Source organism: Pseudomonas sp. NPDC078700, assembly GCF_044542375.1.
In the GTDB taxonomy this organism is placed as follows: domain Bacteria; phylum Pseudomonadota; class Gammaproteobacteria; order Pseudomonadales; family Pseudomonadaceae; genus Aquipseudomonas.
In genome coordinates this window covers 265,864-289,983 of the sequence record NZ_JBITUI010000005.1, presented here as the reverse complement: position 1 = coordinate 289,983, position 24,120 = coordinate 265,864, and the positions used below count along the sequence as shown (strand labels likewise).

The following is a 24,120-nucleotide window of genomic DNA, read 5'->3' as shown; positions in this document are numbered from 1 at the left end:
AAAAGCATGGCGCCTGCTTCAAGCTGCGCCCGAGATTGTCTGAATCAGTTTTTGATCCGGTATTCAGCACTACGCGCATGAGCCGTCAACGACTCACCGCGGGCCAGGACCGAAGCAGTTTTACCCAATTCAGAGGCTCCATCGGCAGAGCAATAGATGATTGATGAGCGTTTCTGGAAGTCATACACCCCCAGTGGCGATGAAAAGCGCGCAGTGCCGGAAGTCGGTAGCACGTGGTTAGGGCCAGCACAGTAATCACCCAAAGCCTCGGCAGTGTAGCGACCCATAAAGATTGCACCTGCGTGACGAATCTGCGGCAACCACTGCTCAGGCTCGGCCACCGACAGCTCCAAGTGCTCTGGGGCAATACGATTGGCCACCTCAATGGCTTGCTCCATATCGGCCACATGAATCAGCGCGCCACGTGCTTCCAGTGAAGTGCGGATAATGTCCGCGCGCTCCATGGTTGGCAGCAACTTAGCGATGGATGCAGCGACAGCATCAAGAAATTGAACATCTGGACTGACCAGAATAGATTGCGCATCTTCATCGTGCTCGGCCTGCGAGAACAGGTCCATGGCGATCCAGTCAGGATCGGTCTGACCGTCACACACCACTAGAATTTCAGAAGGACCGGCAATCATGTCGATGCCTACCTTGCCAAACACATGACGCTTCGCGGTGGCCACATAGATGTTGCCAGGACCGACAATCTTATCAACTGGCGGCACGCTTTCAGTACCGTAGGCCAGCGCCGCCACAGCCTGGGCACCGCCGATGGTGAAAACCCGGTCGACCCCGGCAATGGCAGCAGCAGCCAGCACGATCTCATTGATTTCACCGCGCGGCGTTGGCACCACCATCACCACTTCAGCCACACCGGCAACCTTGGCCGGAATTGCATTCATCAGCACTGACGAGGGGTAAGTCGCCTTACCTCCCGGCACATACAAACCGGCTCGGTCCAGTGGTGTTACCTGTTGACCAAGCACAGTGCCATCAGCCTCGGTGTAACGCCATGAGTCTTGTTTTTGCTTCTCGTGATAATTGCGCACGCGCTGGGCTGCGACCTCCAGCGCTTCGCGCTGAGCCGGGGTAATGCGGGTCAAGGCAAGCTCAAGACGTTCGCGGGGCAGAATCAAATCAGCCATGCTGGCAACTTCAAGACCATCAAAACGCTGGGTGTATTCAACCAGCGCTGCATCACCACGACTGCGTACAGCGGCGATGATCTCCAGCACCCGCTGGTTAACGCCATCGTCAGACACACTCTCCCAGCTCAGCAAATGATCAAGGTCATGGGCAAAACCTTGGTCAGCAGCATTGAGTCGGCGAACAGAGATGGGAGCAGTCATAACGGGCCTCTTGAATTAGCAAATGCTCAAGCGCCCGTAGAATACCAGCCGCTCCGCGCGGGCACCTGATAATTCTGGCTATGACACGGATAGGCGGACGCAGCACTGGGCTGCGTAGGAGTATTAATTCGGGTGTCGGGACTCGACCGCTTCACGCAAAGTGTCGATGAGCGCCTGGATGCGCGCGTGCTGCATTTTCATCGAAGCCTTGTTAACGACTAAACGCGAGCTAATAGTTGCGATCAGCTCCTGAGCTTCCAGGCCGTTGGCACGCAGGGTATTACCGGTGTCGACAACATCGATAATCTTGTCGGCCAAACCCACTAAGGGTGCCAGCTCCATAGAGCCATAGAGCTTGATCACATCAACCTGGCGACCTTGCTCTGCGTAATACTGCTTGGCAACGTTGACGAACTTGGTCGCCACGCGCAGACGGCCTTTCGGCTCAGCAGCACCCACCGCACCAGCGGTCATCAGTTTGCACTTGGCAATGCGCAAGTCCAGCGGCTCATACAAGCCCTGACCACCGTATTCCATCAGCACGTCTTTACCGGCAACGCCCAAGTCCGCAGCGCCATGCTCAACATAGGTTGGCACATCGGTCGCACGAACAATCAACAAGCGCACATCATCCTGAGTTGTCGGGATGATCAGCTTGCGGCTTTTTTCAGGGTTCTCGGTTGGCACAATGCCCGCTGCAGCAAGCAACGGCAGGGTGTCATCAAGAATGCGGCCTTTCGACAGCGCGATGGTGAGCATGATGGTTGTAGATCCTTAAAAGCTAAACATCGCTAACCCAACGCAGCAAAGCTGCTTGGGTTAGCGTTTCTCGCGCATTGAAACTAGCCTGGGATACGGCGAATCTTCGCACCCAAGAGCTGCAGTTTCTCTTCGATGCATTCGTAGCCACGGTCGATGTGGTAGATGCGGTCGATCAAGGTATCGCCTTCAGCAACCAAGGCAGCGATTACCAGGCTTGCCGAAGCACGCAGGTCGGTGGCCATTACCGGCGCGCCCTTGAGCTTGTCTGTGCCAGTAACCACAGCCGTGTTGCCTTCAACCAAAATCTGCGCGCCCATACGAATCATTTCATGGACGTGCATAAAGCGGTTCTCGAAGACGGTTTCGATCACAGCACCACTGCCTTCAGCAATCGCATTGAGGGCGATAAACTGAGCCTGCATATCGGTTGGAAACGCAGGGTATGGCGCGGTACGCAAGGTCACAGCCTTTGGACGCTTGCCTTTCATGTCTAACTCGATCCAATCCGGACCGCTGGTAATTTCAGCGCCAGCTTCTTCAAGCTTGGAAATCACTGCCTCCAAGGTCGAAGCATCGGTGTCCTTGAGCTTGACACGGCCACCCGTAGCGGCAGCAGCAACCAAGTAAGTACCGGTTTCAATACGATCAGGCATTACATTGAAGCGCGCACCGCCAAGACGCTCAACGCCATCAATGGTGATGGTGTCCGTACCGGCGCCTTGGATTTTGGCACCCATGGCGATCAGGCAATTGGCCAAATCAACCACTTCAGGCTCACGCGCAGCATTTTCCAGAACGCTGCGGCCCTTGGCTAAGGTGGCAGCCATCATGATGTTTTCAGTGCCCGTCACGCTGACGGTATCGAAGAAGAAACGAGCGCCACGCAAACCGCCTTCTGGCGCCTTGGCTTTGATGTACCCCCCTTCGACATCGATTATTGCGCCCATGGCCTCAAGGCCGCGGATGTGCAGGTCAACCGGACGTGAACCAATGGCGCAACCACCTGGCAGGGCAACTTCAGCCTCACCAAAACGCGCAACCATGGGGCCCAGCACCAAAATCGAGGCGCGCATGGTTTTCACCAACTCGTAAGGCGCAACCAGGGTTTTAATTGCACGCGCATCAACTTCGACTGAGAGCTTCTCGTCAATAATCGGCTCAATGCCCATACGACCGAACAGCTCAATCATGGTGGTGATGTCGTGCAGGTGCGGCAAATTACAGATGGTGACCGGGGCATCGCCCAGCAGGGTCGCAGCCAGAATCGGCAGTGCAGAGTTTTTTGCACCCGAAATGCGGATTTCGCCATCTAGACGAACGCCGCCGGTAATAATTAATTTATCCATTACTGTCTCGCTGCCCTTAGGAACGCGCGGCCCATGCGGCACGGCTGAAGAATTTCATAGTCACAGCATGAATACTGCCATCGGCAATCCACGGATTCAGGTGTGCGTAGACCTGCTGCTGACGCTTAACGGGGCTCAAAGCAGCCACCTCATCACCGATCACGTTCAGCTGGAAGTTGCAGCCTTCGCCTTCAACTTCGACTTGTGTATTCGGCAGTTTAGCCTCCAGGAGACTTTTTACTTCTAGGGCCTGCATGATCAACCTCAATCAGCGTATTCATTAGCGACAGCGGAGCCTAAGCTCTCGGGCTGCGCATCATACAAAAAAAGCGAGGAACCTGCGAACTCTCAAGTGCTCGCCGGCGAATCAACGCCGCCGCTACTGTGCCAGCGGCGCTGCAGAACTTTGCTCAATAGGCAAAATATCCAGAAGCTCGGAAACCTTGGCGATTTCCTGCATATCTTTAGGCAGATTGCGCACAACGATGCTTTTGCCTGCGCTTTGAGCGTCACGAACAAAGGCCAGCAATAGCGACAGCCCGACGCTGCTGGACTTCTCGACTGCCGCGCAATCAATCACGCAGGTGCTGGCATTACAGTCTTTGAGCAGCTTGCCACCATCTTTACGCAATTGCGGTCCAGAATTGTAATCAATCACCCCAGAGAGCTGAAATACACCTGGGGATAACTGATCAATACTTGCCTGACTCACGACTCACCCTTGGCCTGGCGTGCTTTAGCCACAGTTTCAGGCCAGGTGTCGATCACCTTGTCCAAATCATTGCCATTGCTTTGCATGGACTGTGAAAACTGGTCGCGGAACAACTTACCTACGTTGATACCATTGATGATCATATTACGCATCATCCATGCATCGCCTTTATTGACCATGGTATAGGCCAAAGGATAAATAGTGCCCTTACCGTCCTTGATTTCCATGTTCACAGTGGCGCGCTCCGGATCCTGCTTTCCACTCTGCGGCAGTACACGGATGTCCTGATTGTCATACTCAAGCAAAGCATTGCCATAGAACTGCATCAGGCTTTGCTTGAAATTGGACTGAAATCGCTCCATTTGCGCCGGGGTCGCCTGGCGCGAATAACGCACGGTCATCACCCCGCGTGAAATCCCATCGACGTCTACCACTGGCCCAAGAATAGTATCCAGAGCGGTATAGAACGCATTTGGATCGCTGCGATACTGCTCTTTATTGGCTTTGAGGTCATCAAGCAGCGTGGTTGTCGTTTGCTGGACCACTTCATTAGCGGTCGGCGCGGCAATGGCGATCAGTGGCAGTGTCGCCAGTAAAACGACCAGGCTGTTTCGAAGTAATTTGATCATTATCCGCTCCCGTTTACTTGGAATCGTCTTTATTGACTGAGTTAAGTAAAAACTTACCTATCAAGTCTTCCAGTACCAGCGATGACTGAGTGTCATGGATAGTGCCGCCATCCTTTAACACCTCTTCTTCGCCACCCACACTGATACCGATATACTTTTCACCGAGCAGACCGGCCGTCAAAATTGAGGCCGTGGAGTCTTCCGGTAAATTATCGACCTTCTTGTCGACAGACATGGTGACACGCCCGGTATAGCTATCGCGGTCCAGATCAATTGCCACGACCTTGCCAATACTGACGCCAGCCATGGTCACCTTGGAACGTACGGTTAGACCCGCAATGTTGTCAAAGTGCGCATAAATCTTATAGGTATCGTCATTGCTACCCATTGTCAGACCGCTGACGCGCAGAGCCAGTAGCATCAATGCCAGCAATCCGGCCAGCAGGAACAGGCCGACACCAACTTCCAGTGTGCGGTTTTGCATCAGAAATCTCCAAACATCAAAGCAGTCAGAATAAAGTCCAAGCCCAATACAGCCAGAGAGGCATAGACCACTGTTCGGGTAGTAGCCTGACTGATGCCTTCCGAGGTCGGTTCACAGTCATAGCCCTGAAACACGGCAATCCAGGTCACAACAAAGCCAAAAACGATGCTTTTAATCACACCATTAAGCACGTCATCGGTGAAGGACACGCTGTTTTGCATGTTCGACCAGAACGAGCCTTCATAGACGCCGAGCCAGTCAATCGCGACCATCGCTCCACCCCAGATACCGACCACGCTGAAAATCATCGCCAGCAATGGCATCGAGATAAAGCCAGCCCACAATCGTGGTGCAACAATATGTTTGAGCGGGTCTACCCCGATCATCGCCAGGCTTGAAAGCTGTTCGGTGGATTTCATATTGCCAATTTCTGCCGTCAAGGCTGAACCAGCACGTCCTGCAAACAACAACGCAGCAACCACCGGCCCCAACTCGCGCAGCAGGGTCAGGGCAACCATTTGCCCAACGGCCTGCTCCGAGCCATAGCTGGACAGAATATTGAAACCTTGCAGCGACAAGACCATGCCAATAAACAGGCCAGATACCACAATAATTGCCAGAGACATGACCCCGACAGAATGCAGCTGCTTAACCAGTAAATGGAATGAATTGCCAGAGGTGCCACGCCCTAACAGCGCACGTAGCAGGAATATTAATGAGCGCCCCAAGGTTGCGACCACATCAATACCGGCGCGCCCTAACAACGCGACCCGTTCAATTGGCGTTCTTTTGCGCATCAGCGCGCCCCCAGTAAATCGTCGCGGTAACTTTCCGCCGGAAAGTGAAACGGCACCGGTCCATCTGCCGCGCCGCGCATAAACTGCTGTATGCGCGGGCTCTGCGACTTCATCAATTCATCAGGCGTACCCTGACCCAGCACACGGGTATCGCCCACCACATAAATGTAATCCGCAATACTCGCGGTTTCTGCCAAATCATGGGAAACCACAATACTGGTAATACCCAAGGCATCATTGAGCAGACGAATCAAACGCACCAAAACCCCCATCGCAATAGGGTCTTGGCCAACAAAAGGCTCGTCGTAAATCAAAATCTGAGGATCCAGAGCGATGGCTCGTGCCAAAGCTACACGGCGCTTCATCCCTCCAGACAGCTCATCGGGCATCAACTCGATTGCACCGCGCAGCCCCACGGCCTGCAACTTCATCAGCACAATATCGCGAATCATTTCTTCTGGAAGCTTGGTGTGCACACGCAATGGAAAAGCCACGTTCTCGAATACATCGAGATCCGTAAACAGGGCACCGCTTTGAAACAGCACACCCATTTGTTTACGCATGTCGAACAATTCACTGCGCGACAGTGTCGGCAGGTCAACCCCATTGACCCGCACTTCCCCAGCAGAAGGCCTTAGTTCAGCGGCAATCAGCCTTAACAGGGTCGTCTTGCCGCTTCCGGAAGGCCCCATGATGCCAATTACCTTGCCGCGCGGAATACACACGTCGATATTTTTGAAAATATCTCGATCACCGCGCTTAAAACTGACGTTTTTAAGCTCAACCGCATAATGACTTTCGGCGCCCATCTAAACTCCTTACCAACAGCCTCCCTTGATAGACGCTCGGTTTCAAAATGAAGACACCGCGCCAATCCTCAGGGCCGAATTAGCGCAGCATCATACCACCGACCCAGAAGCGCTCCCAATATTAGCGAAGACGAAAACCACACAGACGCATAACAACTTAGAAAAGGCGGCGCAATTCTAAGATGAGCTGGCCACGCTTTCGGGCTATAATCGCTGGCTTTTACAGAGCATGGCCTGACCGACCGACATGAACCAGTCAAACGATCTGATCAAATCTGCAGAGCGCACCATTCGCCTTGAATTGCAAGCGGTTGAAGAACTGCTGCCACGAATTGATGACAACTTTGTCCGCGCTTGCGAACTGATCCTTTCGAGCAAAGGCCGAGTAGTGGTTGTCGGCATGGGCAAATCCGGTCATGTCGGCAATAAAATTGCCGCGACCTTGGCCAGCACTGGCACCACAGCTTTTTTTGTACATCCGGCTGAAGCCAGCCATGGCGACATGGGCATGATCACCCGCGACGACGTTGTACTGGCGCTCTCCAATTCAGGCTCGACGGCTGAGATTGTCACCTTGCTGCCACTGATCAAACGCCTGGGCATCAAGCTGATCAGCATGACTGGCAACCCGGAGTCAGTTCTGGCCAAAGCGGCCGAAGTCAATCTCGATGCCAGCGTATCGAAAGAAGCCTGCCCGCTTAATCTGGCGCCCACGTCATCGACCACGGCATCATTGGTGCTCGGCGACGCACTGGCGATCGCATTACTCGAAGCACGCGGCTTTACCGCCGAAGACTTTGCCTTTTCACATCCCGGCGGCGCACTGGGCCGGCGTCTACTATTGAAAGTAGAAAACGTCATGCACACTGGTGATGGCCTACCCACAGTCATATCAGGCACCTCGCTTCGCGAAGCGTTACTGGTTATGACCCAAAAAGGCCTCGGCATGACCGTTGTAACAGATTGCAACGGTTTACTCGCCGGAATCTTCACAGATGGCGACCTGCGCAGAACTCTGGACCGGGAAATTGATCTACGCCTTGCAACCATTGACCAAGTCATGACCGCTCACGGCAAAACCGCACGCGCCGAAATGCTCGCGGCTGAAGCGCTGAAGATCATGGAAGACCATAAAATCAGCGCCCTGGTGGTAGTTGATGAAAACGACCGTCCAGTGGGCGCACTAAACATGCATGACCTGTTGCGCGCCGGAGTAATGTAATGACACCTGAATTCAAAGCGCGTGCCTGCGCAATCAAACTGGCAATTTTCGACGTTGACGGCGTACTCACTGACGGCAAGCTATATTTCCTAGTCGATGGCAGTGAATTTAAAACATTTAACACCCTCGATGGCCAGGGCATCAAAATGTTGATCAACTCAGGTGTGCGCACAGCTATTATTACCGGACGCAAGACGCCGGTGGTTGAACGCCGGGCACAAAACCTGGGGATCCAGCACCTATATCAGGGGCGCGAAGACAAACTGGCAGTGCTCGACGAACTGCTTGGTGAACTCGGCCTAAACTATGAACACGTTGCCTACCTGGGTGATGACTTGCCGGATCTGCCGGTTATTCGTCGAGTAGGCTTGGGCATGGCTGTTGCCAGTGCAGACCCTTTTGTCAGGGAACACGCGTTCGCAGTGACCCAGGCTAAAGGCGGTGAAGGCGCCGCTCGTGAGTTCTGCGAGCAGATCATGCTCGCCCAAGGCACCCTTGAAGCTGCTCAAGCAGCCTACCTGTAGACCTGCAAACTATGCGCAAACCATTAAACATTTTGCTCCTCCTGCTTGGCGTGCTGCTAGTCGCCGCAGCGGGCTACTGGAACATCAACCCGGACAGCTTTGCGGACAAACCCGCCAAGACCACTGCGCAAAACACAATCGACTTCTATGTGGTCAACTCTAAAACCGTGCAATATCAGCCTGACGGTACATTGCATTACGAGATGACTGCCGACAAAGTCGAGCATGCCAAAGCCTCGGATATCTCCTACCTCACCCAGCCAGACCTGCTGCTGTACCGTGAAGGAGAGTTGCCATGGCATGTCCAAAGCGAGAAAGGCGAAGTTTCACCTGGCGGTAAAGAGGTCGAGCTGATTGATAAAGTTCGCGTTGAGCGCACCGATGCAAAAGGTCGCCCAACCTTGCTTACGACCAGTCGTCTTACGGTAATTCCCGATAAGGAATATGCGCAGACCCAGCAAGCCGTTAGAATTGAAGCGGCCAACGGGGTGACCACGGCGCAAGGAATGAAAGCGTATTTAAATGACAGCCGGATGCTCCTGCTGTCCAACGTAAGAGGCCAGCATGAGGTTCGTTAAAACCCTCCCCCTTCTACTCAGCTTAGGTGCATCGCTAGGAAGCGTTAATGCCTGGGCTTTGCCAACTGATCGCGATCAACCGATCCGCGTACAGGCCGACAGTGCCGAGCTTGACGACAAGCAAGGCGTGGCAGTGTACCGCGGTGATGTCGTGATCACCCAAGGCACCATGAAAATCACCGGCGACACTGTCACCATTACGCAGAACGCCAAAGGCGAAGTCGATGTCTTTACCTCCGTCGGACGCCCTGCGTATTACGAACAGAAGCCTGCAGTCGACAAAGAGATCGTCAAAGCCTACGGCCTGACCATTCAGTACTTTTCCGCCAACGAGCGCATTGTGCTGATTGACCAAGCCAAAGTCATCCAAGAGGGTAATACCTTCGAGGGCGAAAAAATTGTCTACGATACGCAGCGCCAAATCGTCAATGCTGGCCGCGCAAATGGCACCAAGGTGACCACGCCGCGCCCGCGTATCGATATGGTGATTCAGCCGAAGAACAAACCCACCCAAGGGCAGTAATTAATGGCTACATTGAAAGCCCAACACCTGGCTAAAAGCTACAAAAGCCGCCAGGTTGTCCGTGACGTTAGCCTAAGCATAGACAGCGGCCAAATCGTCGGCCTGCTTGGCCCTAACGGTGCAGGTAAAACCACCTGCTTCTACATGATTGTGGGCTTAGTCCAGGCTGACCAGGGTCGGATCCTGATTGATGACCTCGATGTCAGCCACCAGCCAATGCATGGCCGTGCCCGTGCAGGCATTGGCTACCTGCCGCAAGAAGCTTCCATTTTTCGCAAGCTCAGCGTGGCCGATAACATCATGGCAATTCTTGAGACGCGTAAAGAGCTGGACCGTGCAGGCCGCGAGGCTGAATTGGAGAGCCTGCTTGAGGAATTCCATATTCACCACATTCGTGACAACCTGGGCATGAGCCTTTCTGGCGGCGAGCGGCGTCGCGTTGAAATCGCGCGCGCCTTGGCCACTGCACCAAAATTTATCTTACTTGATGAACCATTTGCCGGTGTCGACCCGATTTCGGTCGGCGACATTAAGCAAATCATTCACCACTTAAAAGCCAAAGGTATCGGCGTATTGATTACCGACCACAATGTGCGCGAAACACTGGATATTTGCGAAACAGCCTATATCGTCAGTGACGGCCAGCTCATTGCAGAAGGTGATTCAGAAGCCATTCTGGCTAACCAGACAGTTAAAGAAGTCTACTTGGGTCATGAATTCCGCCTTTAAATGGGGTTTTTCTCGCCCAATTAGCGTCAACAGCTAGGCAAAGCACTGCGATTCAGGCATATAATTTGCTTCCTTGAGGCGCCTTATCAGGTGCCCTGTAGTGGATTGCGCAGAGACGCCGGTAAATAAGGTCTGCAATGAAACCATCGCTAGTCCTGAAGATGGGCCAGCAGCTGACGATGACTCCTCAGCTGCAACAAGCCATTCGCTTACTCCAACTGTCGACCTTGGATCTTCAACAAGAAATCCAGGAGGCACTGGAGTCAAACCCAATGCTTGAACGCCAAGAAGATGGCGAAGACTTCGATAATTCGGACCCTATGGCCGACGGCGCAGAAACTGCGCCTGTCGAGCAGCCGGTTCAACAAGACACCTACGAAGAAAGCAGCAACCACCAAGATGCTCCACAAACTGTGGACAACCTGGACGACGGCGAGTGGAATGAACGCATTCCCAATGAGCTGCCTATCGATACTGCCTGGGAAGACGTCTACCAAACCAGTGCCAGCAGCTTGCCGAGCAGCAGCAATGACGACGACGAGTGGGATTTCACCACCCGCACCTCTACCGGTGAGAGCCTGCAGAGCCATATGCTCTGGCAGCTCAACCTGTCGCCAATGTCCGACAAAGATCGCTTGATTGCAGTCACCCTGATCGACTGCATCAACCCCCAAGGCTACCTCGAAGAAACCCTCGAAGAGATTCTCGAAGCCTTTGATCCAGAATTGGATATCGAGCTTGACGAGATTGAGGCCGTCCTGCACCGCATCCAGCAGTTTGAGCCGTCAGGCATTGCTGCCCGCGACTTGCGCGAATGCCTGACCTTACAGCTACGCCAACTGTCCGCCAAGACGCCTTGGCTGGCAGAAGCACAGCGCCTGGCTAATGATTACCTGGATCTGCTTGGCAATCGGGATTACAGCCAACTGATGCGCCGCATGAAGCTCAAGGAAGACGAGCTGCGTCAGGTTATCGAACTGATCCAGAGCCTTAACCCACGCCCAGGCTCGCAGATTGAATCAAGCGAGCCTGAATACGTGGTGCCCGACGTCATCGTGCGCAAGCACAACGAGCGCTGGCTGGTTGAGCTCAACCAAGAGGCTATGCCTCGGCTGCGGGTCAATGCCCAATATGCAGGTTTTGTGCGCCGTGCTGACTCCAGCGCTGACAACACCTTTATGCGCAATCAGTTGCAAGAAGCCCGCTGGTTTATCAAAAGCCTGCAGAGCCGTAACGAAACCTTGATGAAAGTCGCGACCCAGATTGTCGAGCATCAGCGCGGCTTTCTTGATTACGGTGACGAAGCGATGAAGCCGCTGGTACTACACGATATCGCCGAGGCAGTTGGCATGCACGAGTCGACCATCTCGCGCGTTACCACACAAAAATTCATGCATACCCCGCGCGGCATTTACGAGTTGAAATACTTCTTCTCAAGCCATGTCAGCACTTCCGAAGGCGGAGAATGCTCGTCTACAGCGATCCGCGCGATCATCAAAAAACTGGTTGCAGCGGAAAATGCAAAAAAGCCGTTGAGTGACAGCAAGATCGCTGGTTTACTGGAGGAACAAGGCATTCAGGTAGCTCGCCGCACAGTTGCTAAATACCGTGAATCCCTCGGTATCGCGCCTTCAAGTGAACGCAAGCGATTGATGTAACAGCTGATGAACAGGAAAATCGTCTCACCCAGTATCGAACTGGCCCACGCCTCGCTAAAAGCAGCCATACTGCTCTTATCCAGAGTGTGAAATTGCCAGACTCGCTGACTGAGAGCTTTTCGCGCCACAGTGTTCCGGCGGCAAGCAAAACAGCTTGTCTCTTACACACGGCAACAAGGAGAATGCGGTATGCAAGTCAACATCAGTGGACACCAGCTAGATGTGACCGACGCCCTGCGTGACTACATCGACGAAAAATTCAGTCGACTAGAACGCCACTTCGACAAGATTACGAATGTGCAAGTCATTATGGAGGTCGAGAAGCTCAAACAGAAAATCGAAGCCACCTTACACATTGCGGGCGGCGAAATAGTCGCCAATGCCGAACACGATGATATGTATGCAGCAATCGATTTACTGACTGACAAACTCGACAGACAACTTATCAAGCACAAGGAAAAGCAGCTCGACCGTCAACAGGGTGCAATGGCCCGTTGATATCGCCCAACTCCTATGATCCGACTTGAAAATATCCTGACCCCCGGCCGTTCCTTGGTGAACGTGCCGGGCGGCAGCAAAAAACGTGTTCTCGAACAGATTGCCAACTTGGTTGCGCGCGAACTGCCCGACCTCGATGGACAAGACATTTTCGAAAGCCTGATTGCCCGCGAGAAACTCGGGTCCACCGGTTTTGGTAATGGCATCGCCATTCCACACTGCCGCCTGCCCGCTTGCAATGCGCCAATCAGTGCATTGCTCAGGCTTGACTCCGCTGTAGATTTCGACGCGATCGATGGCGCACCGGTAGATTTGCTATTCGTCCTGCTGGTTCCTGAAGCCGCCACGGATGAACACCTGGAACTGCTTCGTCAAATCGCGAGCATGCTTGATCGCAGCGATGTACGTGAACGATTGCGCCAGGCCCAAAGCAATGACGCCCTGTATCAAGTTGTTGTCGATATCCAGAACAACAGCTAAATGGCAGAGAACTCCCATGCGCTTGATTATTGTCAGCGGTCGCTCAGGATCAGGTAAAAGTACGGCCCTTGCTGTTCTCGAGGACAACGGCTTTTACTGCATTGATAACCTGCCAGCCAGCTTGCTGCCGCAACTCGCTGAGCGAGCGCTTCAGCAGCAAGATTCAGTTCGCCCCAATGTCGCGGTGTCAATTGACGCTCGTAACCTGCCAAGCGATCTGAATATGTTCCCAGAGCTGCTTGAACAAGTGCGTGCACGCAATGTTCAGTGCGATCTACTGTACCTGGATGCAAACGAAGAAACCTTGCTCAAGCGTTTCTCGGAAACCCGCAGGCGTCATCCACTGACTAACGACAATCGTTCGTTAGCAGAAGCCATTACCGATGAAGCGCTGCTGCTTGAGCCAATCATCGATCTGGCCGACCTAAAGATCGACACCACCCACCTGAATCTCTACCAGCTGCGCGATACCCTCGCTCTGCGCCTGTTGAACAAGCCAGATCCGGGCACAGCATTTCTGGTTGAGTCCTTTGGCTTTAAGCGTGGCATGCCAGTTGATGCCGACGTGGTATTTGATGTGCGCTGCCTGCCGAACCCCTACTGGCGGCCTGAGTTGCGCGACTTTTCAGGCCTCGAAAAGCCGGTTTCAGACTACCTGGACAGTCAGCCGGATGTTCAAGAGATGTATCAGGACATCCATGACTATCTGAGTAAGTGGTTGCCACGTTTTGCGGCCAGCAATCGCGCCTATGTCACTATCGCAATTGGCTGCACAGGCGGGCATCATCGCTCGGTGTATATTGCCAATCGTTTGGGCAAAGCACTCAAAACGCAGCTCAAAAACGTCCAGACTCGCCACCGCGACCTCAGTTAAGGAATCGCCGCGATGCCCGCCTGCGAAGTAATCATCATTAACAAGCTCGGTTTGCATGCACGGGCTGCCGCTAAATTTGTCGGTGTAGCCAGCCAATACCCGTGCTCCATTAAAGTAGGCCGCACATCAGAAAGTCTGGTCGATGGCAAAAGCATCATGTCGGTCATGATGCTCGCCGCCGGCAAAGGCACCTCAATTCACCTGTTCACCGATGGCGATCAAGATGAGCAGGCGCTCGAAGCAATCCTGGAGTTGATCAACAACTTCTTCGACGAAGGCGAGTAAGACACCGAGGCGGGTGGACAACCTGAATTGTCCACCGACATCCCTCTTAACTGCCTGCAACAGTCATGCGTTCGATCAATACAGAACCGGTGCGGATGCTGCTACGCAGCTCAAGATCATTACCTACCGCAACAATTTGCTTGAACATGTCACGCATATTGCCAGCAATGGTCACCTCTTGGACCGGGAACTGGATTTCGCCATTTTCAACCCAATAGCCGCCCGCCCCCCGCGAGTAATCGCCAGTGACCATATTCAGGCCATGGCCCATCAACTCAGTGACCAGCAGGCCACGGCCCATGCGTTTGATCAATGCTTGCTGATCTTCATCACCATGGGTAACAAACAGGTTATGCACACCCCCTGCATTGGCGGTACTTGGCATGCCCAACTTGCGCCCTGAGTAGGTACCCAGCACATAGGACAGCAACTCGCCGTTCTCAACAAAGGATTTGGCATACGTGGCCAAACCATCGCCATCGAATGAAGCGCTGGCCATAGCCCGCGGAATATGCGGACGCTCATCCAAACTCAGCCACTCAGGGAACAGCTGTTGGCCGATAGTGCCCTCCAGAAATGAAGACTTACGGTAGATACTGCCGCCTGAAATAGCCCCGAGGAAGCTGCTGAACAACCCCGTTGCCAACTCAGCCGCAAACAATACCGGCACTTCACAGGTGGGCACCGGGCGCGCACCAAGTCGACTCACCGAGCGCATGGCTGCACGTACGCCAATGTCTTCTGGGCTGGCCAGCAGCTCACCCTGGCGGTTAACGTCATACCAATAATCACGCTGCATAAGCCCGCCTTCTTCGGCGATCATCACACAACTCAAACTGTGTCGGGTGCTGGCATAACCGCCGACGAAGCCATTGCTGTTGCCATAGACCCGGCAACCTTGATGCGTGCTCAGGGAGGTACCATCGGCATTTTTTATCCGCTTATCCGCCTCAAATGCCGCGTTCTCACAACGTAAAGCATGCTCAATTGATTGCTCTGGGGTTATCGACCAAGCGTGGTAGAGATCCAAATCAGGCAGATCACGCGCCATCAGTGCGGCGTCGGCAAGGCCAGCGCTTTCGTCTTCCGAAGCATGTTTGGCAATGGCCAAGGCAGCTGCCACTGTTTCGCGAATGGCTGCATCACCGGTCGCAGAGGTGCTTGCAGAGCCTTTACGCTGACCGAGGTACAAGGTGATGCCGAAACCTTGATCACGATTGAACTCGACCGTTTCAACCTCGCGTTGGCGCACTGTAGTCGATAAGCCTTGCTCAACAGAGACCGCAACCTCACAGGCACTGGCACCCTGTTTTTTGGCTTCAGCGATAATCTGCTCCACTTGCGCCTGTAACTGCGGCACCGCTTGTGGACCGACGGCTTCTACTGAACTCATATTCACTCCTGAAATTATTTTCGCTGTGAGCAGCACCCTGTCGGGCCTAACCGCTTACAACGAAGAACTAACTGCTATCATGACGGGGTTTTCCACTGGATCGCCCCCATGTCTGAATACTTTGACGACTCCTCCGCAGAGAAAAGCAAAACCCAGGTCAAACGCGAGCTGCATGCTTTGCAAGATCTCGGTCAACGTCTGGCTGCTCTAAAGCCGGACCTGCTAAACAAATTGCCACTCACCGAAGAGCTGCGTACTGCGCTGGCTGAAGCGCCCAAACACACCGCTAATTCGGCAAAAAAACGTCACACCCAATTCATCGGCCGGTTGATGCGTGATCAGGACACTGACGCGATTCTGACCCTGCTTGATCAACTTGACGCCTCAACCCGTCAATACAACGAACGCTTTCACGCCCTTGAGCGTTGGCGCGACCGTTTACTCAATGGCACCGATGAAACCCTTGAAAGCTTTGTCGGCGAATACCCTGAAGCTGACCGCCAACACCTGCGCCAGTTAATCCGCCAAGGCCAACACGAAACCGCGCAAAACAAAGCACCAGCGGCATCTCGTAAAATCTTCAAATACATCCGTGAGCTAGACGAAAGTAAACGCGGCCTGCGTTAACCTCGCGAAAGCCACTGCGCAGGACCTTCCTGCACATAGAAACTGCAAAGACAGCTCAGTTACTCATGAGCCGGGTCTTTGCAGTTTTTTGCATTAGCCGCCAGTCCCCCCCACGGTGATTGCATCGATTTTCAAGGTTGGCTGGCCTACGCCAACGGGAACCGACTGACCGTCTTTGCCGCAAGTACCCACGCCACTGTCCAGAGCCAAATCATTACCGACCATAGAGACCCTGCTCATGGCTTCAGGGCCGTTGCCGATCAGGGTTGCACCTTTGACTGGCGCAGTAATTTTGCCGTCTTCGATCAAATAGGCTTCGCTGGTAGAGAAAACAAACTTGCCACTGGTGATATCGACTTGCCCACCACCTAGGTTGGCGCAGTAAATACCCTTCTTCACCGAACGAATAATTTCTTCTGGATCACTCTCACCCGCTAGCATGTATGTGTTGGTCATGCGTGGCATGGGCAAATGCGCGTAGGACTCACGACGACCATTACCGGTAGGCCGAACACCCATCAAGCGCGCATTAAGCTTGTCTTGCATGTAGCCCTTGAGCACGCCATTTTCGATCAGGGTCGTGCACTGCGTCGGGGTACCTTCATCGTCCATGCTCAGCGAGCCACGTCGCTCGGCGATGGTGCCGTCATCGACAATGGTGCAAAGACTCGACGCCACTTTCTCGCCCATGCGGCCACTGTAGGCGGAGCTGCCTTTACGGTTGAAATCACCTTCCAGACCATGACCAACGGCTTCATGCAGCAACACGCCTGACCAGCCAGCCCCCATAACCACCGGCATACTGCCAGCCGGTGCCGGAATGGCCTCAAGGTTGACCAGCGCCTGGCGCAAGGCCTCACGGGCATAACCCATGGCGCGATCTTCATTGAGGAAGTAGCGATAATCCGTACGACCGCCACCGCCATGGCCACCACGTTCGCGGCGACCATTTTGCTCAACAATAACGCTCACATTAAAACGCACCAACGGGCGGATATCGGCGCCGAGCCCACCATCGGTTGCAGCGACCATCACCCGATCCCACACCCCGGCCAAGCTAACAGTAACCTGCTTGATCCTCGAATCGAGTGCACGCGTTGCCTGGTCAACCTGCTTGAGCAGCTCAACCTTTTCGGCACGATCAATCACATCGAGTGGGTTATTCGGTGCATACAACGCCGTAATAGCGGGGCTACTAAAGGCACGTACACAGCCATTTTGCCCGGCACGCGCGATCGAGCGAGCCGCCAGAGCGGCTTGACTCAAGGCCTCAGCGGTTATTGCATTGCTGTAGGCAAAGCCGGTTTTCTCACCGGACTGGGCGCGCACACCAACACCTTGATCAAGGTTGAAGCTGCCCTCTTTGACGATGCCATCTTCAAGCACCCAGGTCTCAGACACTTGGCTTTGGAAATACAGATCCGCTGCATCAATACCAGGCCCTGCTAATTCGCCTAGAATGCTAGGTAAACTATCGATAGTCAGGCCGCCTGGGCTCAACAGGTGATCGCTCACCGACATCAACATCTCGCTCATAACTACTCCAAACCTGGCAGCCGCAGTTCGGCCGCTGCAAAAAATCGTTTATGCCGCATCACCGGCATACGTTGGCGAATTGAGGCCTGCTCGGCCGCATCTCGGGCCGCAACCAGAGCGCCCTCGCCTTGTACCTGGCTTATGCAAATGCGCCCCCAGGGATCAACAATTGCTGAGTGGCCATGGGTCTCACGAGGACCGGGATGAACACCACCCTGGGCTGCCGCAAGAACGTAACACTGCGTCTCAATCGCACGCGCCCGAATCAGCACCTGCCAATGCGCGGCCCCGGTCACGGCGGTAAACGCAGACGGGGCGCTGATTAACTCTGCACCGGCATCGCGCAAGGCGCTATACAACTCAGGAAACCGCAGATCGTAGCAAACGGTCAAACCCAGTCGCCCAACAGGCGTATCTGCGACTACAACTTGAACGCCGAATTCATAGTCATCCGACTCACGGTAGCGGCCGCGGCTGTCGGCCACATCGACATCAAACAAATGCAATTTGTCATACCGCGCAACGCGCTCGCCATCGGCATCAATCAATAACGAGCAGGCATTTGGCTTAGCATTTGGCTGCCCCTCGGCCGGTAATGGAATTGTACCGGCGACTATCCATAACTTGAGGTCACGGGCAGCCTGTTTCAACCATGGCAGTATCGGTCCTTGCCCCATTGCCTCATCACGACCGATCTGGCGGTAGTCACGACGCCCCATCGCGGCAAAGTTTTCAGGCAGGACAGCAAGTCGGGCACCTTGCTCGGCGGCACGTTCAAGAAGCCTGCGTGCCTGTTGCAGGTTAGTCAGAACATCATCCTGACTAACCATTTGAATAACTGAGAGGCTCATGAACTCTCCACGGCGATAAACCTGTCTCTGGCTAGTCTACGCCTCTGACCGCAACCTGACAGGCTACTCACTTGGGTTTTTCAAAGGGCTTATCAAAGTCGATATCGGGAGACTGGATCGGCCCTTTGACGTCGTACTGAACACTGGCAAAGCGGGCGATATGGTCGCCAAGCAATTTATCCACCACAAAGAGCGCGCCGCCAATTGCTGGAGCACCCACAATCAGCGCTGCGATTGGCAGGTTGTTAGTCACTGGCAGGGTGACCAGTAATTTAGCATCGATCGTTTGATCGACCATATTCAGCGTGCCATTGAGCTCCAGATCACTTGAAGGGCCTTTAAGGGTAATGGGCCTTGCGGTGACATAAACACCATTGGTCGCACGCAGATTGCCTTTGACCCGGTCATAACTCAAACCTTCACCCAACAAATCGGAGAAGTCCAAGCGCAATCGCCGACCAATTGAGTTGAAATTGAGCAAACCGAATACCCGCAACGCCGATGCCGAGCCTTTTGCTTCAACGAATTGCCCCTTGCGCAATGAGGCGTCCATGTTGCCACTGAATCTCGCCAAACTGATGTTGAGTGGCGACCCTGGCCAGGTTCCATCAACGTCCAGGCGGAAATGTTCACTGGTTGCAGTCGGGGCGAAACCCCAAGCCTGCAAAACATCCTTCAGGTCCTTACCTTCAAAGCGACCTTTGTACCAACTATTGGAAAGACCTGCAGCGCCTTCCCAGCCAGCAGTACCGGTGACTTTTAAGCCTGCAAGATTGATATTCAAATCACTGAACTGAACCCCATTGCCAACCGGGCGAGCCTTCAAGGACGAAGCCCCCAATGACTGCTCCCCAAGCTTCACATCGGCCACTTTCAGGTCAATTGAAGGAATCTTATGCGGATCAACATCGGCTAAAGCATCAGTTTTTTCAGCAGGTGTTACTGCGGTTTGCTCAGGCTTGGGCAAGTGAATATAGGCGAGATCCGCGCTAATGGGCCGAGATGAATTATCTGGGAAAACGACGTTACCCTTGGTTAACGAGCTGTCCACCGACAATGCCCATGCCGGGCCAGAGCGCCTTACACCCAGAGTAACGTCATTAACGGTTTCACCAAAGCCTACAAAGCGCCCGATGTTGAGTTGCGCATCGTTGAAAGCCCGCAGCGCGGTGCCACTTTCGGATGAGCTTGTGTAGGGTTTCACAGCCTTTTGCCAAGCGGCCATGTCCAACTCGGCTACCGACCCGCGCAGCCGATAGCCCTTCTGTGCGGGCAACTGCGCCATCCCACCACCTAAACGCAGCTCACCTCGGCCTTGAAGAATATTTTCCGCCGGGGCAACGCCATTGAAGCTCAACAAATTGGCGTAGCGCACCTTGAAGCTATGTGAGTTGCCACCCAGTCCCATTTCAAACGTCGCGCTGCGTTGCTCATTGGTGGTCTTGCCAAATGGCGCGGGCAGATCAATCGCCAGGCCTTTGAGCTCAGAATCAATTTTAAGATTGGTTTGTGCACCATCAATTTTAAGCCGCATGCTGTAGGGCAAATTGCCCTTGGCAGGTATCGGTTGAGTCACCGCCAGCCATTGGGTCAGCTCCTGCAGCGGGATTTGCCCCTGAGCTTCAATCACACTGGTGGCTCGGCCATCCACCCTTTGTGCAATGGCCTTACCTTTCGCTTTATGGCCCAGCAACTGCGCCTCGATATTCGGCGCACTCAAGCCTTTAGCCGTGTCATAACGAAACGCCCCAGAGACATGGCTGAGGTCCAGCTTGGGATTGGCAATTTTAACCTCGGCGTTTTCCGCAGTGAAGTCGACAATCACCTGTGGAGGCGTGCCTTTGTGCAGTGGAATATCCAAATCCAGCGCGCCGGTTAAATCGCCTTTGCCCTGCCAACCGGCGAATATTTCCGCGGTGCCAATCGGTGCTTCCTTGAGCACTTTCAGGGCGTCGACAGCATTGCTTTCCAGATCAGCAGTCAGCAGCAGGTGTGGCTGTGTATCCGGCTGCTCAAGAGGAATGGTTACATTTACGTTCTTCGCCGTGCTGTTGAGTATCTGACCTTCGGGCACGCGGATACGCACTTGGTCGTCTTCAATCAGCACTTCACCACGGGCATTTTTCAGTTCTGGCCAGCCCGGTTGATAAGCAAGCTCAGCGTCATGCACCGCAAAGTACAAACTAATACTGTGCGAAGCCTTGCTAGAACCTTTGTTGAGCGAGCCTTGAAACTGGAAATAGCCTTGATCAACAGCACCTGCCTTGATCGAGGTTTTCAACCAGTCCGCCAATTCCGGACTGAACTCAGGCACCTTGGTCGGCAAATATTTTTCTGTGAAACGTGCATCGCCATGGGTGATACCAACGCGCAGGTCCATGTAGTCCTCGACCTCAGGATCACCCGTGAGGCGAATCAGGAAGTCTCCAGCCGCTTGTCCCTCATCACCTGTTGCCTGTACATAAGGTGCACGCAGCGTCAGCCCTTGTTCGTTGATTCGCCAATCAACCTGACCGCGAGCCGTGTGGTACAGCCAGGCCTTGGGAAACAGGGTGGCCAAGTCAAGCGAGAACTCTTTGGCATCAAGCAAAATGGTGCCTGAACCTAAGTCTCCGGTGACGCTACCGGTAATATTTTCAATCCCAGGCACATGATCGTAGGCAGAAAAACTGATGCCATCGGTATTGGTTGCAAACTGAACTCGCTTGTCACCCTCGGCCTGGGGGTGAAAGCGCAACGTTGCGTTTGTCAGGGCCCCACGCGGGTTAAGGGTCGTAATGGCTGCCATAACTTTGTCTGTCATAGGCCCCAGTGCCTGCACAAAAGGCAGCCACGGTGCGACCTCTAAACGATCAACACTTAAGGCCCAAAACTCATCTGAATTAGCCTGCTTAGCATGCTGACGAAGCGTCGCATTCATCGGCCCAATTTGCTGTTCACCGTGGCGCGCACTGAAGTTGGACAGCTGTGCGCGCAAGCCATCAGCATCGCGTTCAAAGTAACTGTTGAGGACCACATCTGTGAGACTCACCGGCTTACGCTCAGCGTAGTGGCCTTCAAGTTTAGGGATTTTGATTTGGCTCGCGGCGTGCTGCAGCGTCCTGTCAGCCCAAGACAACCAGAACTGTCCACCCAACTGAAGGTGATCCACAGACCACTCTTGCGTTAAACCTTGAGGCAACCAACTCGCCCAATCGGTTTCAGGCAGTTGCAGGTAAATCTGTGCCTGCAGGTCACGCCATTTCTTGACGTTCATCTGCGTACGCACCTGTAGCGCCAGGGGCTTACCATCTGGAAGCTGCAAGCGACCATCAAGGCGTTGATGCCCACCCCCAAAGCCCAAGGTCATGTTCACATAACGCAGGGTATGAGCGGGTTGATTGAAGGCTTCCAGCGTCACCTGACTGTTGAGCAGTGAAAGGTGACGCACCATTTTCAGCTGTTCAAGCAGCTTATCGATATCCAGTGCAGCGTTATCTTGGCGTTTAGGTAGCCCCTCAACCCGCCACTCACCGGTTTCACCTTCAGCCACACTGAGTTGCAAACCATCGATCGCCAACAACTTAGCACGTGGCTGCATGGCCATTGCGCTGGCGACCAAATCAGGAATCAGGCGGATTTGATCAAGGCGTACAGCATCTGCGCCATCGCCGAGGGTCACATCATGCGCGACCAGAATGGGTGCCAGGCCGTGCCAACTGCCCTCAAGCGAACCAATAGACACGGGCATGCCCAAGGCGGCCTGCGCTTGGTCTTCGGCCTGTATCCGGTACTCAGCCACCATTGGGGTGATCAGCCGACCCAGACTGACCAGCAACGCCATAATGATTAACACCAGCGCGCAGAGGCCTAAGCTCCAGCGCAGAACCCTTGCTAGCCAGCTGCCTGAATGTGCCAACTAACTCAAACCTGTGTGGCAGATAGGCAGGTCACAACAGCACCACATCGTATTGCTCCTGAGAGTACATGGTCTCTACTTGGAACTTGATGGTGCGGCCGATAAAGGCTTCCAGATCTGCTACGTTGCCCGACTCTTCGTCGAGCAGACGGTCTACCACTTTTTGATTGGCCAACACCCTGTATCCCTCTGGCTGATAGGCTCTTGCTTCACGCAATATTTCCCGAAAAATCTCATAACACGTGGTTTCCGGGGTTTTTAACTTGCCGCGTCCCTGACAACAAGCGCAAGGCTCACAGAGCACTTGCTCAAGGCTCTCGCGCGTACGTTTGCGGGTCATTTGCACCAGACCCAGCTCGGTAATACCAATGATATTGGTCTTTGCGTGATCGCGCTCTAATTGTTTTTCCAGCGTACGCAGCACTTGACGCTGATGCTCTTCATCTTCCATGTCGATAAAGTCGATGATGATAATGCCGCCAAGGTTACGCAAACGCAGCTGCCGGGCGATTGCCGTGGCTGCTTCAAGATTAGTCTTAAATATAGTTTCTTCGAGCGTGCGATGACCGACAAAAGCGCCAGTATTCACATCAATGGTGCTCATCGCCTCAGCCGGATCAACCACCAGATAACCACCTGATTTCAGGGGCACCTTACGATCAAGGGCTTTTTGGATCTCATCTTCCACACCGTAGAGATCAAAAATCGGCCGCTCACCTGGATAGTGCTCGAGGCGATCGGAGATTTCCGGCATCAACTCGCTAACGAAATGAGTGATCTTCTGGAAGGTTTCACGCGAATCTATGCGGATCTTTTCAGTACGCGGGCTGACCAGATCGCGCAATGTGCGCAAGGCCAGGCTGAGGTCCTCATAGATCACCGATGGCGATGACGCGGACTTCATCTGCCCAGCGATTTGCCCCCACAACCGGCGCACATAACGGATATCGACCAAAATCTCATCTGCGCCCGCACCCTCCGCAGCGGTGCGCAAGATGAAGCCACCCGCCTCTTCACTGCCTTCTGCGCCAACACAATCAGCAACCACTTGCTTAAGGCGCTCACGCTCGGCTTCGTCTTCGATCTTTAATGAGATACCGACATGGCTGGTCTTGGGCATGTAGACCAGATAGCGCGACGGCAACGACAGCTGAGTCGTCAGCCGAGCGCCCTTACTGGCGATGGGGTCTTTGGTGACCTGCACCACAAGACTCTGGCCTTCATGCACCAATGCACTGATGCTTTCGACCGCAGCCCCTTCGCGGCTGGAAATTTCTGAGGCATGAATAAAGGCCGCGCGCTCCAGGCCAATATCAACAAAGGCAGCCTGCATGCCTGGCAACACGCGAACCACTTTACCTTTGTAGATGTTGCCAACAATCCCGCGACGCTGGGTGCGCTCGACATGGACCTCTTGCAACACACCGTTTTCGACGACTGCCACGCGCGATTCCATCGGCGTGATATTGATCAGGATTTCTTCACTCATGCGTCCATCTCTTCTGAGATGAAGCTGCAAACTCGGGGAGCGCGCTCACCCGTGACCTACA

25 protein-coding genes are annotated in these 24,120 nt (G+C 54.0%); 11 read left to right on the top strand and 14 right to left on the bottom strand.

The annotated features are described in order from the left end of the window. Positions 1-44: 44 nt before the first annotated feature. The 9 genes from hisD to ACIGCM_RS18760 all read right to left on the bottom strand — a co-directional run bounded on the left by hisD (position 45) and on the right by ACIGCM_RS18760 (position 6,894). Complete coding sequence (gene hisD, locus ACIGCM_RS18800; RefSeq protein WP_397503571.1) at positions 45-1,355, bottom strand: histidinol dehydrogenase; 1,311 nt, start codon at positions 1,353-1,355, stop codon at positions 45-47. 123 nt (positions 1,356-1,478) lie between these two features. Continuing rightward, positions 1,479-2,114 carry an ATP phosphoribosyltransferase gene (gene hisG / locus ACIGCM_RS18795; RefSeq protein ID WP_397503570.1) on the bottom strand — a complete coding sequence of 212 codons (636 nt, stop codon included), beginning with the start codon at positions 2,112-2,114 and terminating at the stop codon, positions 1,479-1,481. A gap of 83 nt (positions 2,115-2,197) precedes the next feature. After that, positions 2,198-3,463 (bottom strand): UDP-N-acetylglucosamine 1-carboxyvinyltransferase, encoded by a 1,266-nt coding sequence (gene murA / locus ACIGCM_RS18790; RefSeq protein ID WP_339486504.1) that lies wholly within the window; start codon positions 3,461-3,463, stop codon positions 2,198-2,200. A gap of 16 nt (positions 3,464-3,479) precedes the next feature. Further along, positions 3,480-3,719, bottom strand: coding sequence for a BolA family protein (locus tag ACIGCM_RS18785; protein ID WP_339511395.1), 240 nt, complete (start codon positions 3,717-3,719; stop codon positions 3,480-3,482). Positions 3,720-3,842: 123 nt separating this feature from the next. Beyond that, entirely contained in the window at positions 3,843-4,175 is a 333-nt protein-coding gene (locus ACIGCM_RS18780) for a lipid asymmetry maintenance protein MlaB (RefSeq protein ID WP_397503569.1), read from the bottom strand. After that, positions 4,172-4,804, bottom strand: a complete 633-nt coding sequence (locus ACIGCM_RS18775; protein WP_397503568.1) for a phospholipid-binding protein MlaC — start codon at positions 4,802-4,804, stop codon at positions 4,172-4,174. Before ACIGCM_RS18775 ends, ACIGCM_RS18780 begins: the two co-directional genes overlap by 4 nt. Before the next feature lie 13 nt (positions 4,805-4,817). Beyond that, positions 4,818-5,288 (bottom strand): outer membrane lipid asymmetry maintenance protein MlaD, encoded by a 471-nt coding sequence (gene mlaD, locus ACIGCM_RS18770; protein WP_397503567.1) that lies wholly within the window; start codon positions 5,286-5,288, stop codon positions 4,818-4,820. Next, a complete protein-coding gene (mlaE, locus tag ACIGCM_RS18765) occupies positions 5,288-6,085 on the bottom strand; it encodes a lipid asymmetry maintenance ABC transporter permease subunit MlaE (RefSeq protein WP_397503566.1) in 798 nt (265 codons plus the stop codon). The genes mlaD and mlaE overlap by 1 nt, the downstream gene beginning before the upstream one ends. Next, positions 6,085-6,894: an ATP-binding cassette domain-containing protein gene (locus ACIGCM_RS18760; RefSeq protein WP_397503565.1), complete on the bottom strand. Its 810-nt coding sequence runs from the start codon at positions 6,892-6,894 to the stop codon at positions 6,085-6,087. Before ACIGCM_RS18760 ends, mlaE begins: the two co-directional genes overlap by 1 nt. A gap of 247 nt (positions 6,895-7,141) precedes the next feature. Here ACIGCM_RS18760 and ACIGCM_RS18755 point away from each other — a divergent pair, with 247 nt between their 5' ends. The 10 genes from ACIGCM_RS18755 to ACIGCM_RS18710 all read left to right on the top strand — a co-directional run bounded on the left by ACIGCM_RS18755 (position 7,142) and on the right by ACIGCM_RS18710 (position 14,265). Continuing rightward, positions 7,142-8,116 carry a KpsF/GutQ family sugar-phosphate isomerase gene (locus ACIGCM_RS18755; protein WP_397503564.1) on the top strand — a complete coding sequence of 325 codons (975 nt, stop codon included), beginning with the start codon at positions 7,142-7,144 and terminating at the stop codon, positions 8,114-8,116. Further along, positions 8,116-8,640, top strand: coding sequence for a KdsC family phosphatase (locus ACIGCM_RS18750; protein WP_397503563.1), 525 nt, complete (start codon positions 8,116-8,118; stop codon positions 8,638-8,640). The genes ACIGCM_RS18755 and ACIGCM_RS18750 overlap by 1 nt, the downstream gene beginning before the upstream one ends. Positions 8,641-8,651: 11 nt before the next feature. Continuing rightward, on the top strand, positions 8,652-9,218 hold the full coding sequence (gene lptC / locus ACIGCM_RS18745; RefSeq protein ID WP_397503562.1) for an LPS export ABC transporter periplasmic protein LptC: 567 nt from the start codon (positions 8,652-8,654) through the stop codon (positions 9,216-9,218). Further along, entirely contained in the window at positions 9,205-9,741 is a 537-nt protein-coding gene (lptA, locus tag ACIGCM_RS18740) for a lipopolysaccharide transport periplasmic protein LptA (protein WP_397503561.1), read from the top strand. Before lptC ends, lptA begins: the two co-directional genes overlap by 14 nt. Before the next feature lie 3 nt (positions 9,742-9,744). Beyond that, positions 9,745-10,470 (top strand): LPS export ABC transporter ATP-binding protein, encoded by a 726-nt coding sequence (gene lptB, locus ACIGCM_RS18735; RefSeq protein ID WP_397503560.1) that lies wholly within the window; start codon positions 9,745-9,747, stop codon positions 10,468-10,470. A gap of 137 nt (positions 10,471-10,607) precedes the next feature. After that, a complete protein-coding gene (locus ACIGCM_RS18730; protein WP_397503559.1) occupies positions 10,608-12,128 on the top strand; it encodes an RNA polymerase factor sigma-54 in 1,521 nt (506 codons plus the stop codon). A gap of 189 nt (positions 12,129-12,317) precedes the next feature. Beyond that, positions 12,318-12,626 carry a ribosome hibernation-promoting factor, HPF/YfiA family gene (gene hpf / locus ACIGCM_RS18725; protein WP_339486518.1) on the top strand — a complete coding sequence of 103 codons (309 nt, stop codon included), beginning with the start codon at positions 12,318-12,320 and terminating at the stop codon, positions 12,624-12,626. A 15-nt stretch (positions 12,627-12,641) separates the two neighbouring features. Next, positions 12,642-13,106, top strand: coding sequence for a PTS IIA-like nitrogen regulatory protein PtsN (gene ptsN, locus ACIGCM_RS18720; protein WP_397503558.1), 465 nt, complete (start codon positions 12,642-12,644; stop codon positions 13,104-13,106). Positions 13,107-13,122: 16 nt separating this feature from the next. After that, a complete protein-coding gene (gene rapZ, locus ACIGCM_RS18715) occupies positions 13,123-13,980 on the top strand; it encodes an RNase adapter RapZ (RefSeq protein WP_397503557.1) in 858 nt (285 codons plus the stop codon). A gap of 12 nt (positions 13,981-13,992) precedes the next feature. After that, a complete protein-coding gene (locus ACIGCM_RS18710; protein WP_397503556.1) occupies positions 13,993-14,265 on the top strand; it encodes an HPr family phosphocarrier protein in 273 nt (90 codons plus the stop codon). Positions 14,266-14,311: 46 nt separating this feature from the next. Here ACIGCM_RS18710 and pmbA read toward each other — a convergent pair whose 3' ends face one another. Next, positions 14,312-15,658 carry a metalloprotease PmbA gene (gene pmbA / locus ACIGCM_RS18705; RefSeq protein WP_397503555.1) on the bottom strand — a complete coding sequence of 449 codons (1,347 nt, stop codon included), beginning with the start codon at positions 15,656-15,658 and terminating at the stop codon, positions 14,312-14,314. A 108-nt stretch (positions 15,659-15,766) separates the two neighbouring features. On the opposite strand from pmbA, the gene yjgA reads away from it, so the two are divergent. Next, positions 15,767-16,285 (top strand): ribosome biogenesis factor YjgA, encoded by a 519-nt coding sequence (yjgA, locus tag ACIGCM_RS18700; RefSeq protein ID WP_397503554.1) that lies wholly within the window; start codon positions 15,767-15,769, stop codon positions 16,283-16,285. A 93-nt stretch (positions 16,286-16,378) separates the two neighbouring features. On the opposite strand, the gene tldD is transcribed toward yjgA, so the two are convergent. The 4 genes from tldD to rng form a co-directional block, all read right to left on the bottom strand. Beyond that, the gene (tldD, locus tag ACIGCM_RS18695) at positions 16,379-17,821 is read right to left on the bottom strand and encodes a metalloprotease TldD (RefSeq protein ID WP_397503553.1); all 1,443 of its coding nucleotides are present in this window, start codon (positions 17,819-17,821) and stop codon (positions 16,379-16,381) included. Between the two features lie 2 nt (positions 17,822-17,823). After that, entirely contained in the window at positions 17,824-18,672 is an 849-nt protein-coding gene (locus tag ACIGCM_RS18690; RefSeq protein WP_397503552.1) for a carbon-nitrogen hydrolase family protein, read from the bottom strand. Between the two features lie 67 nt (positions 18,673-18,739). Beyond that, complete coding sequence (locus ACIGCM_RS18685; protein ID WP_397503551.1) at positions 18,740-22,570, bottom strand: YhdP family protein; 3,831 nt, start codon at positions 22,568-22,570, stop codon at positions 18,740-18,742. A 31-nt stretch (positions 22,571-22,601) separates the two neighbouring features. Beyond that, a complete protein-coding gene (gene rng / locus ACIGCM_RS18680; RefSeq protein ID WP_397503550.1) occupies positions 22,602-24,059 on the bottom strand; it encodes a ribonuclease G in 1,458 nt (485 codons plus the stop codon). Positions 24,060-24,120 lie beyond the last annotated feature (61 nt).

What these genes read in the sequence shown, in the direction of transcription:
- ACIGCM_RS18760 (WP_397503565.1), bottom strand. Translation starts at nt 6,894, where the DNA reads ATGGGCGCCGAAAGTCATTATGCGGTTGAGCTTAAAAACGTCAGTTTT.
- hisD (WP_397503571.1), bottom strand. Translation starts at nt 1,355, where the DNA reads ATGACTGCTCCCATCTCTGTTCGCCGACTCAATGCTGCTGACCAAGGT.
- ACIGCM_RS18775 (WP_397503568.1), bottom strand. Translation starts at nt 4,804, where the DNA reads ATGATCAAATTACTTCGAAACAGCCTGGTCGTTTTACTGGCGACACTG.
- murA (WP_339486504.1), bottom strand. Translation starts at nt 3,463, where the DNA reads ATGGATAAATTAATTATTACCGGCGGCGTTCGTCTAGATGGCGAAATC.
- hisG (WP_397503570.1), bottom strand. Translation starts at nt 2,114, where the DNA reads ATGCTCACCATCGCGCTGTCGAAAGGCCGCATTCTTGATGACACCCTG.
- ACIGCM_RS18785 (WP_339511395.1), bottom strand. Translation starts at nt 3,719, where the DNA reads ATGCAGGCCCTAGAAGTAAAAAGTCTCCTGGAGGCTAAACTGCCGAAT.
- ACIGCM_RS18710 (WP_397503556.1), top strand. Translation starts at nt 13,993, where the DNA reads ATGCCCGCCTGCGAAGTAATCATCATTAACAAGCTCGGTTTGCATGCA.
- ACIGCM_RS18730 (WP_397503559.1), top strand. Translation starts at nt 10,608, where the DNA reads ATGAAACCATCGCTAGTCCTGAAGATGGGCCAGCAGCTGACGATGACT.
- ptsN (WP_397503558.1), top strand. Translation starts at nt 12,642, where the DNA reads ATGATCCGACTTGAAAATATCCTGACCCCCGGCCGTTCCTTGGTGAAC.
- lptA (WP_397503561.1), top strand. Translation starts at nt 9,205, where the DNA reads ATGAGGTTCGTTAAAACCCTCCCCCTTCTACTCAGCTTAGGTGCATCG.
- mlaE (WP_397503566.1), bottom strand. Translation starts at nt 6,085, where the DNA reads ATGCGCAAAAGAACGCCAATTGAACGGGTCGCGTTGTTAGGGCGCGCC.
- rng (WP_397503550.1), bottom strand. Translation starts at nt 24,059, where the DNA reads ATGAGTGAAGAAATCCTGATCAATATCACGCCGATGGAATCGCGCGTG.
- ACIGCM_RS18750 (WP_397503563.1), top strand. Translation starts at nt 8,116, where the DNA reads ATGACACCTGAATTCAAAGCGCGTGCCTGCGCAATCAAACTGGCAATT.
- ACIGCM_RS18755 (WP_397503564.1), top strand. Translation starts at nt 7,142, where the DNA reads ATGAACCAGTCAAACGATCTGATCAAATCTGCAGAGCGCACCATTCGC.
- pmbA (WP_397503555.1), bottom strand. Translation starts at nt 15,658, where the DNA reads ATGAGTTCAGTAGAAGCCGTCGGTCCACAAGCGGTGCCGCAGTTACAG.
- rapZ (WP_397503557.1), top strand. Translation starts at nt 13,123, where the DNA reads ATGCGCTTGATTATTGTCAGCGGTCGCTCAGGATCAGGTAAAAGTACG.
- ACIGCM_RS18690 (WP_397503552.1), bottom strand. Translation starts at nt 18,672, where the DNA reads ATGAGCCTCTCAGTTATTCAAATGGTTAGTCAGGATGATGTTCTGACT.
- lptC (WP_397503562.1), top strand. Translation starts at nt 8,652, where the DNA reads ATGCGCAAACCATTAAACATTTTGCTCCTCCTGCTTGGCGTGCTGCTA.
- yjgA (WP_397503554.1), top strand. Translation starts at nt 15,767, where the DNA reads ATGTCTGAATACTTTGACGACTCCTCCGCAGAGAAAAGCAAAACCCAG.
- lptB (WP_397503560.1), top strand. Translation starts at nt 9,745, where the DNA reads ATGGCTACATTGAAAGCCCAACACCTGGCTAAAAGCTACAAAAGCCGC.
- tldD (WP_397503553.1), bottom strand. Translation starts at nt 17,821, where the DNA reads ATGAGCGAGATGTTGATGTCGGTGAGCGATCACCTGTTGAGCCCAGGC.
- hpf (WP_339486518.1), top strand. Translation starts at nt 12,318, where the DNA reads ATGCAAGTCAACATCAGTGGACACCAGCTAGATGTGACCGACGCCCTG.
- mlaD (WP_397503567.1), bottom strand. Translation starts at nt 5,288, where the DNA reads ATGCAAAACCGCACACTGGAAGTTGGTGTCGGCCTGTTCCTGCTGGCC.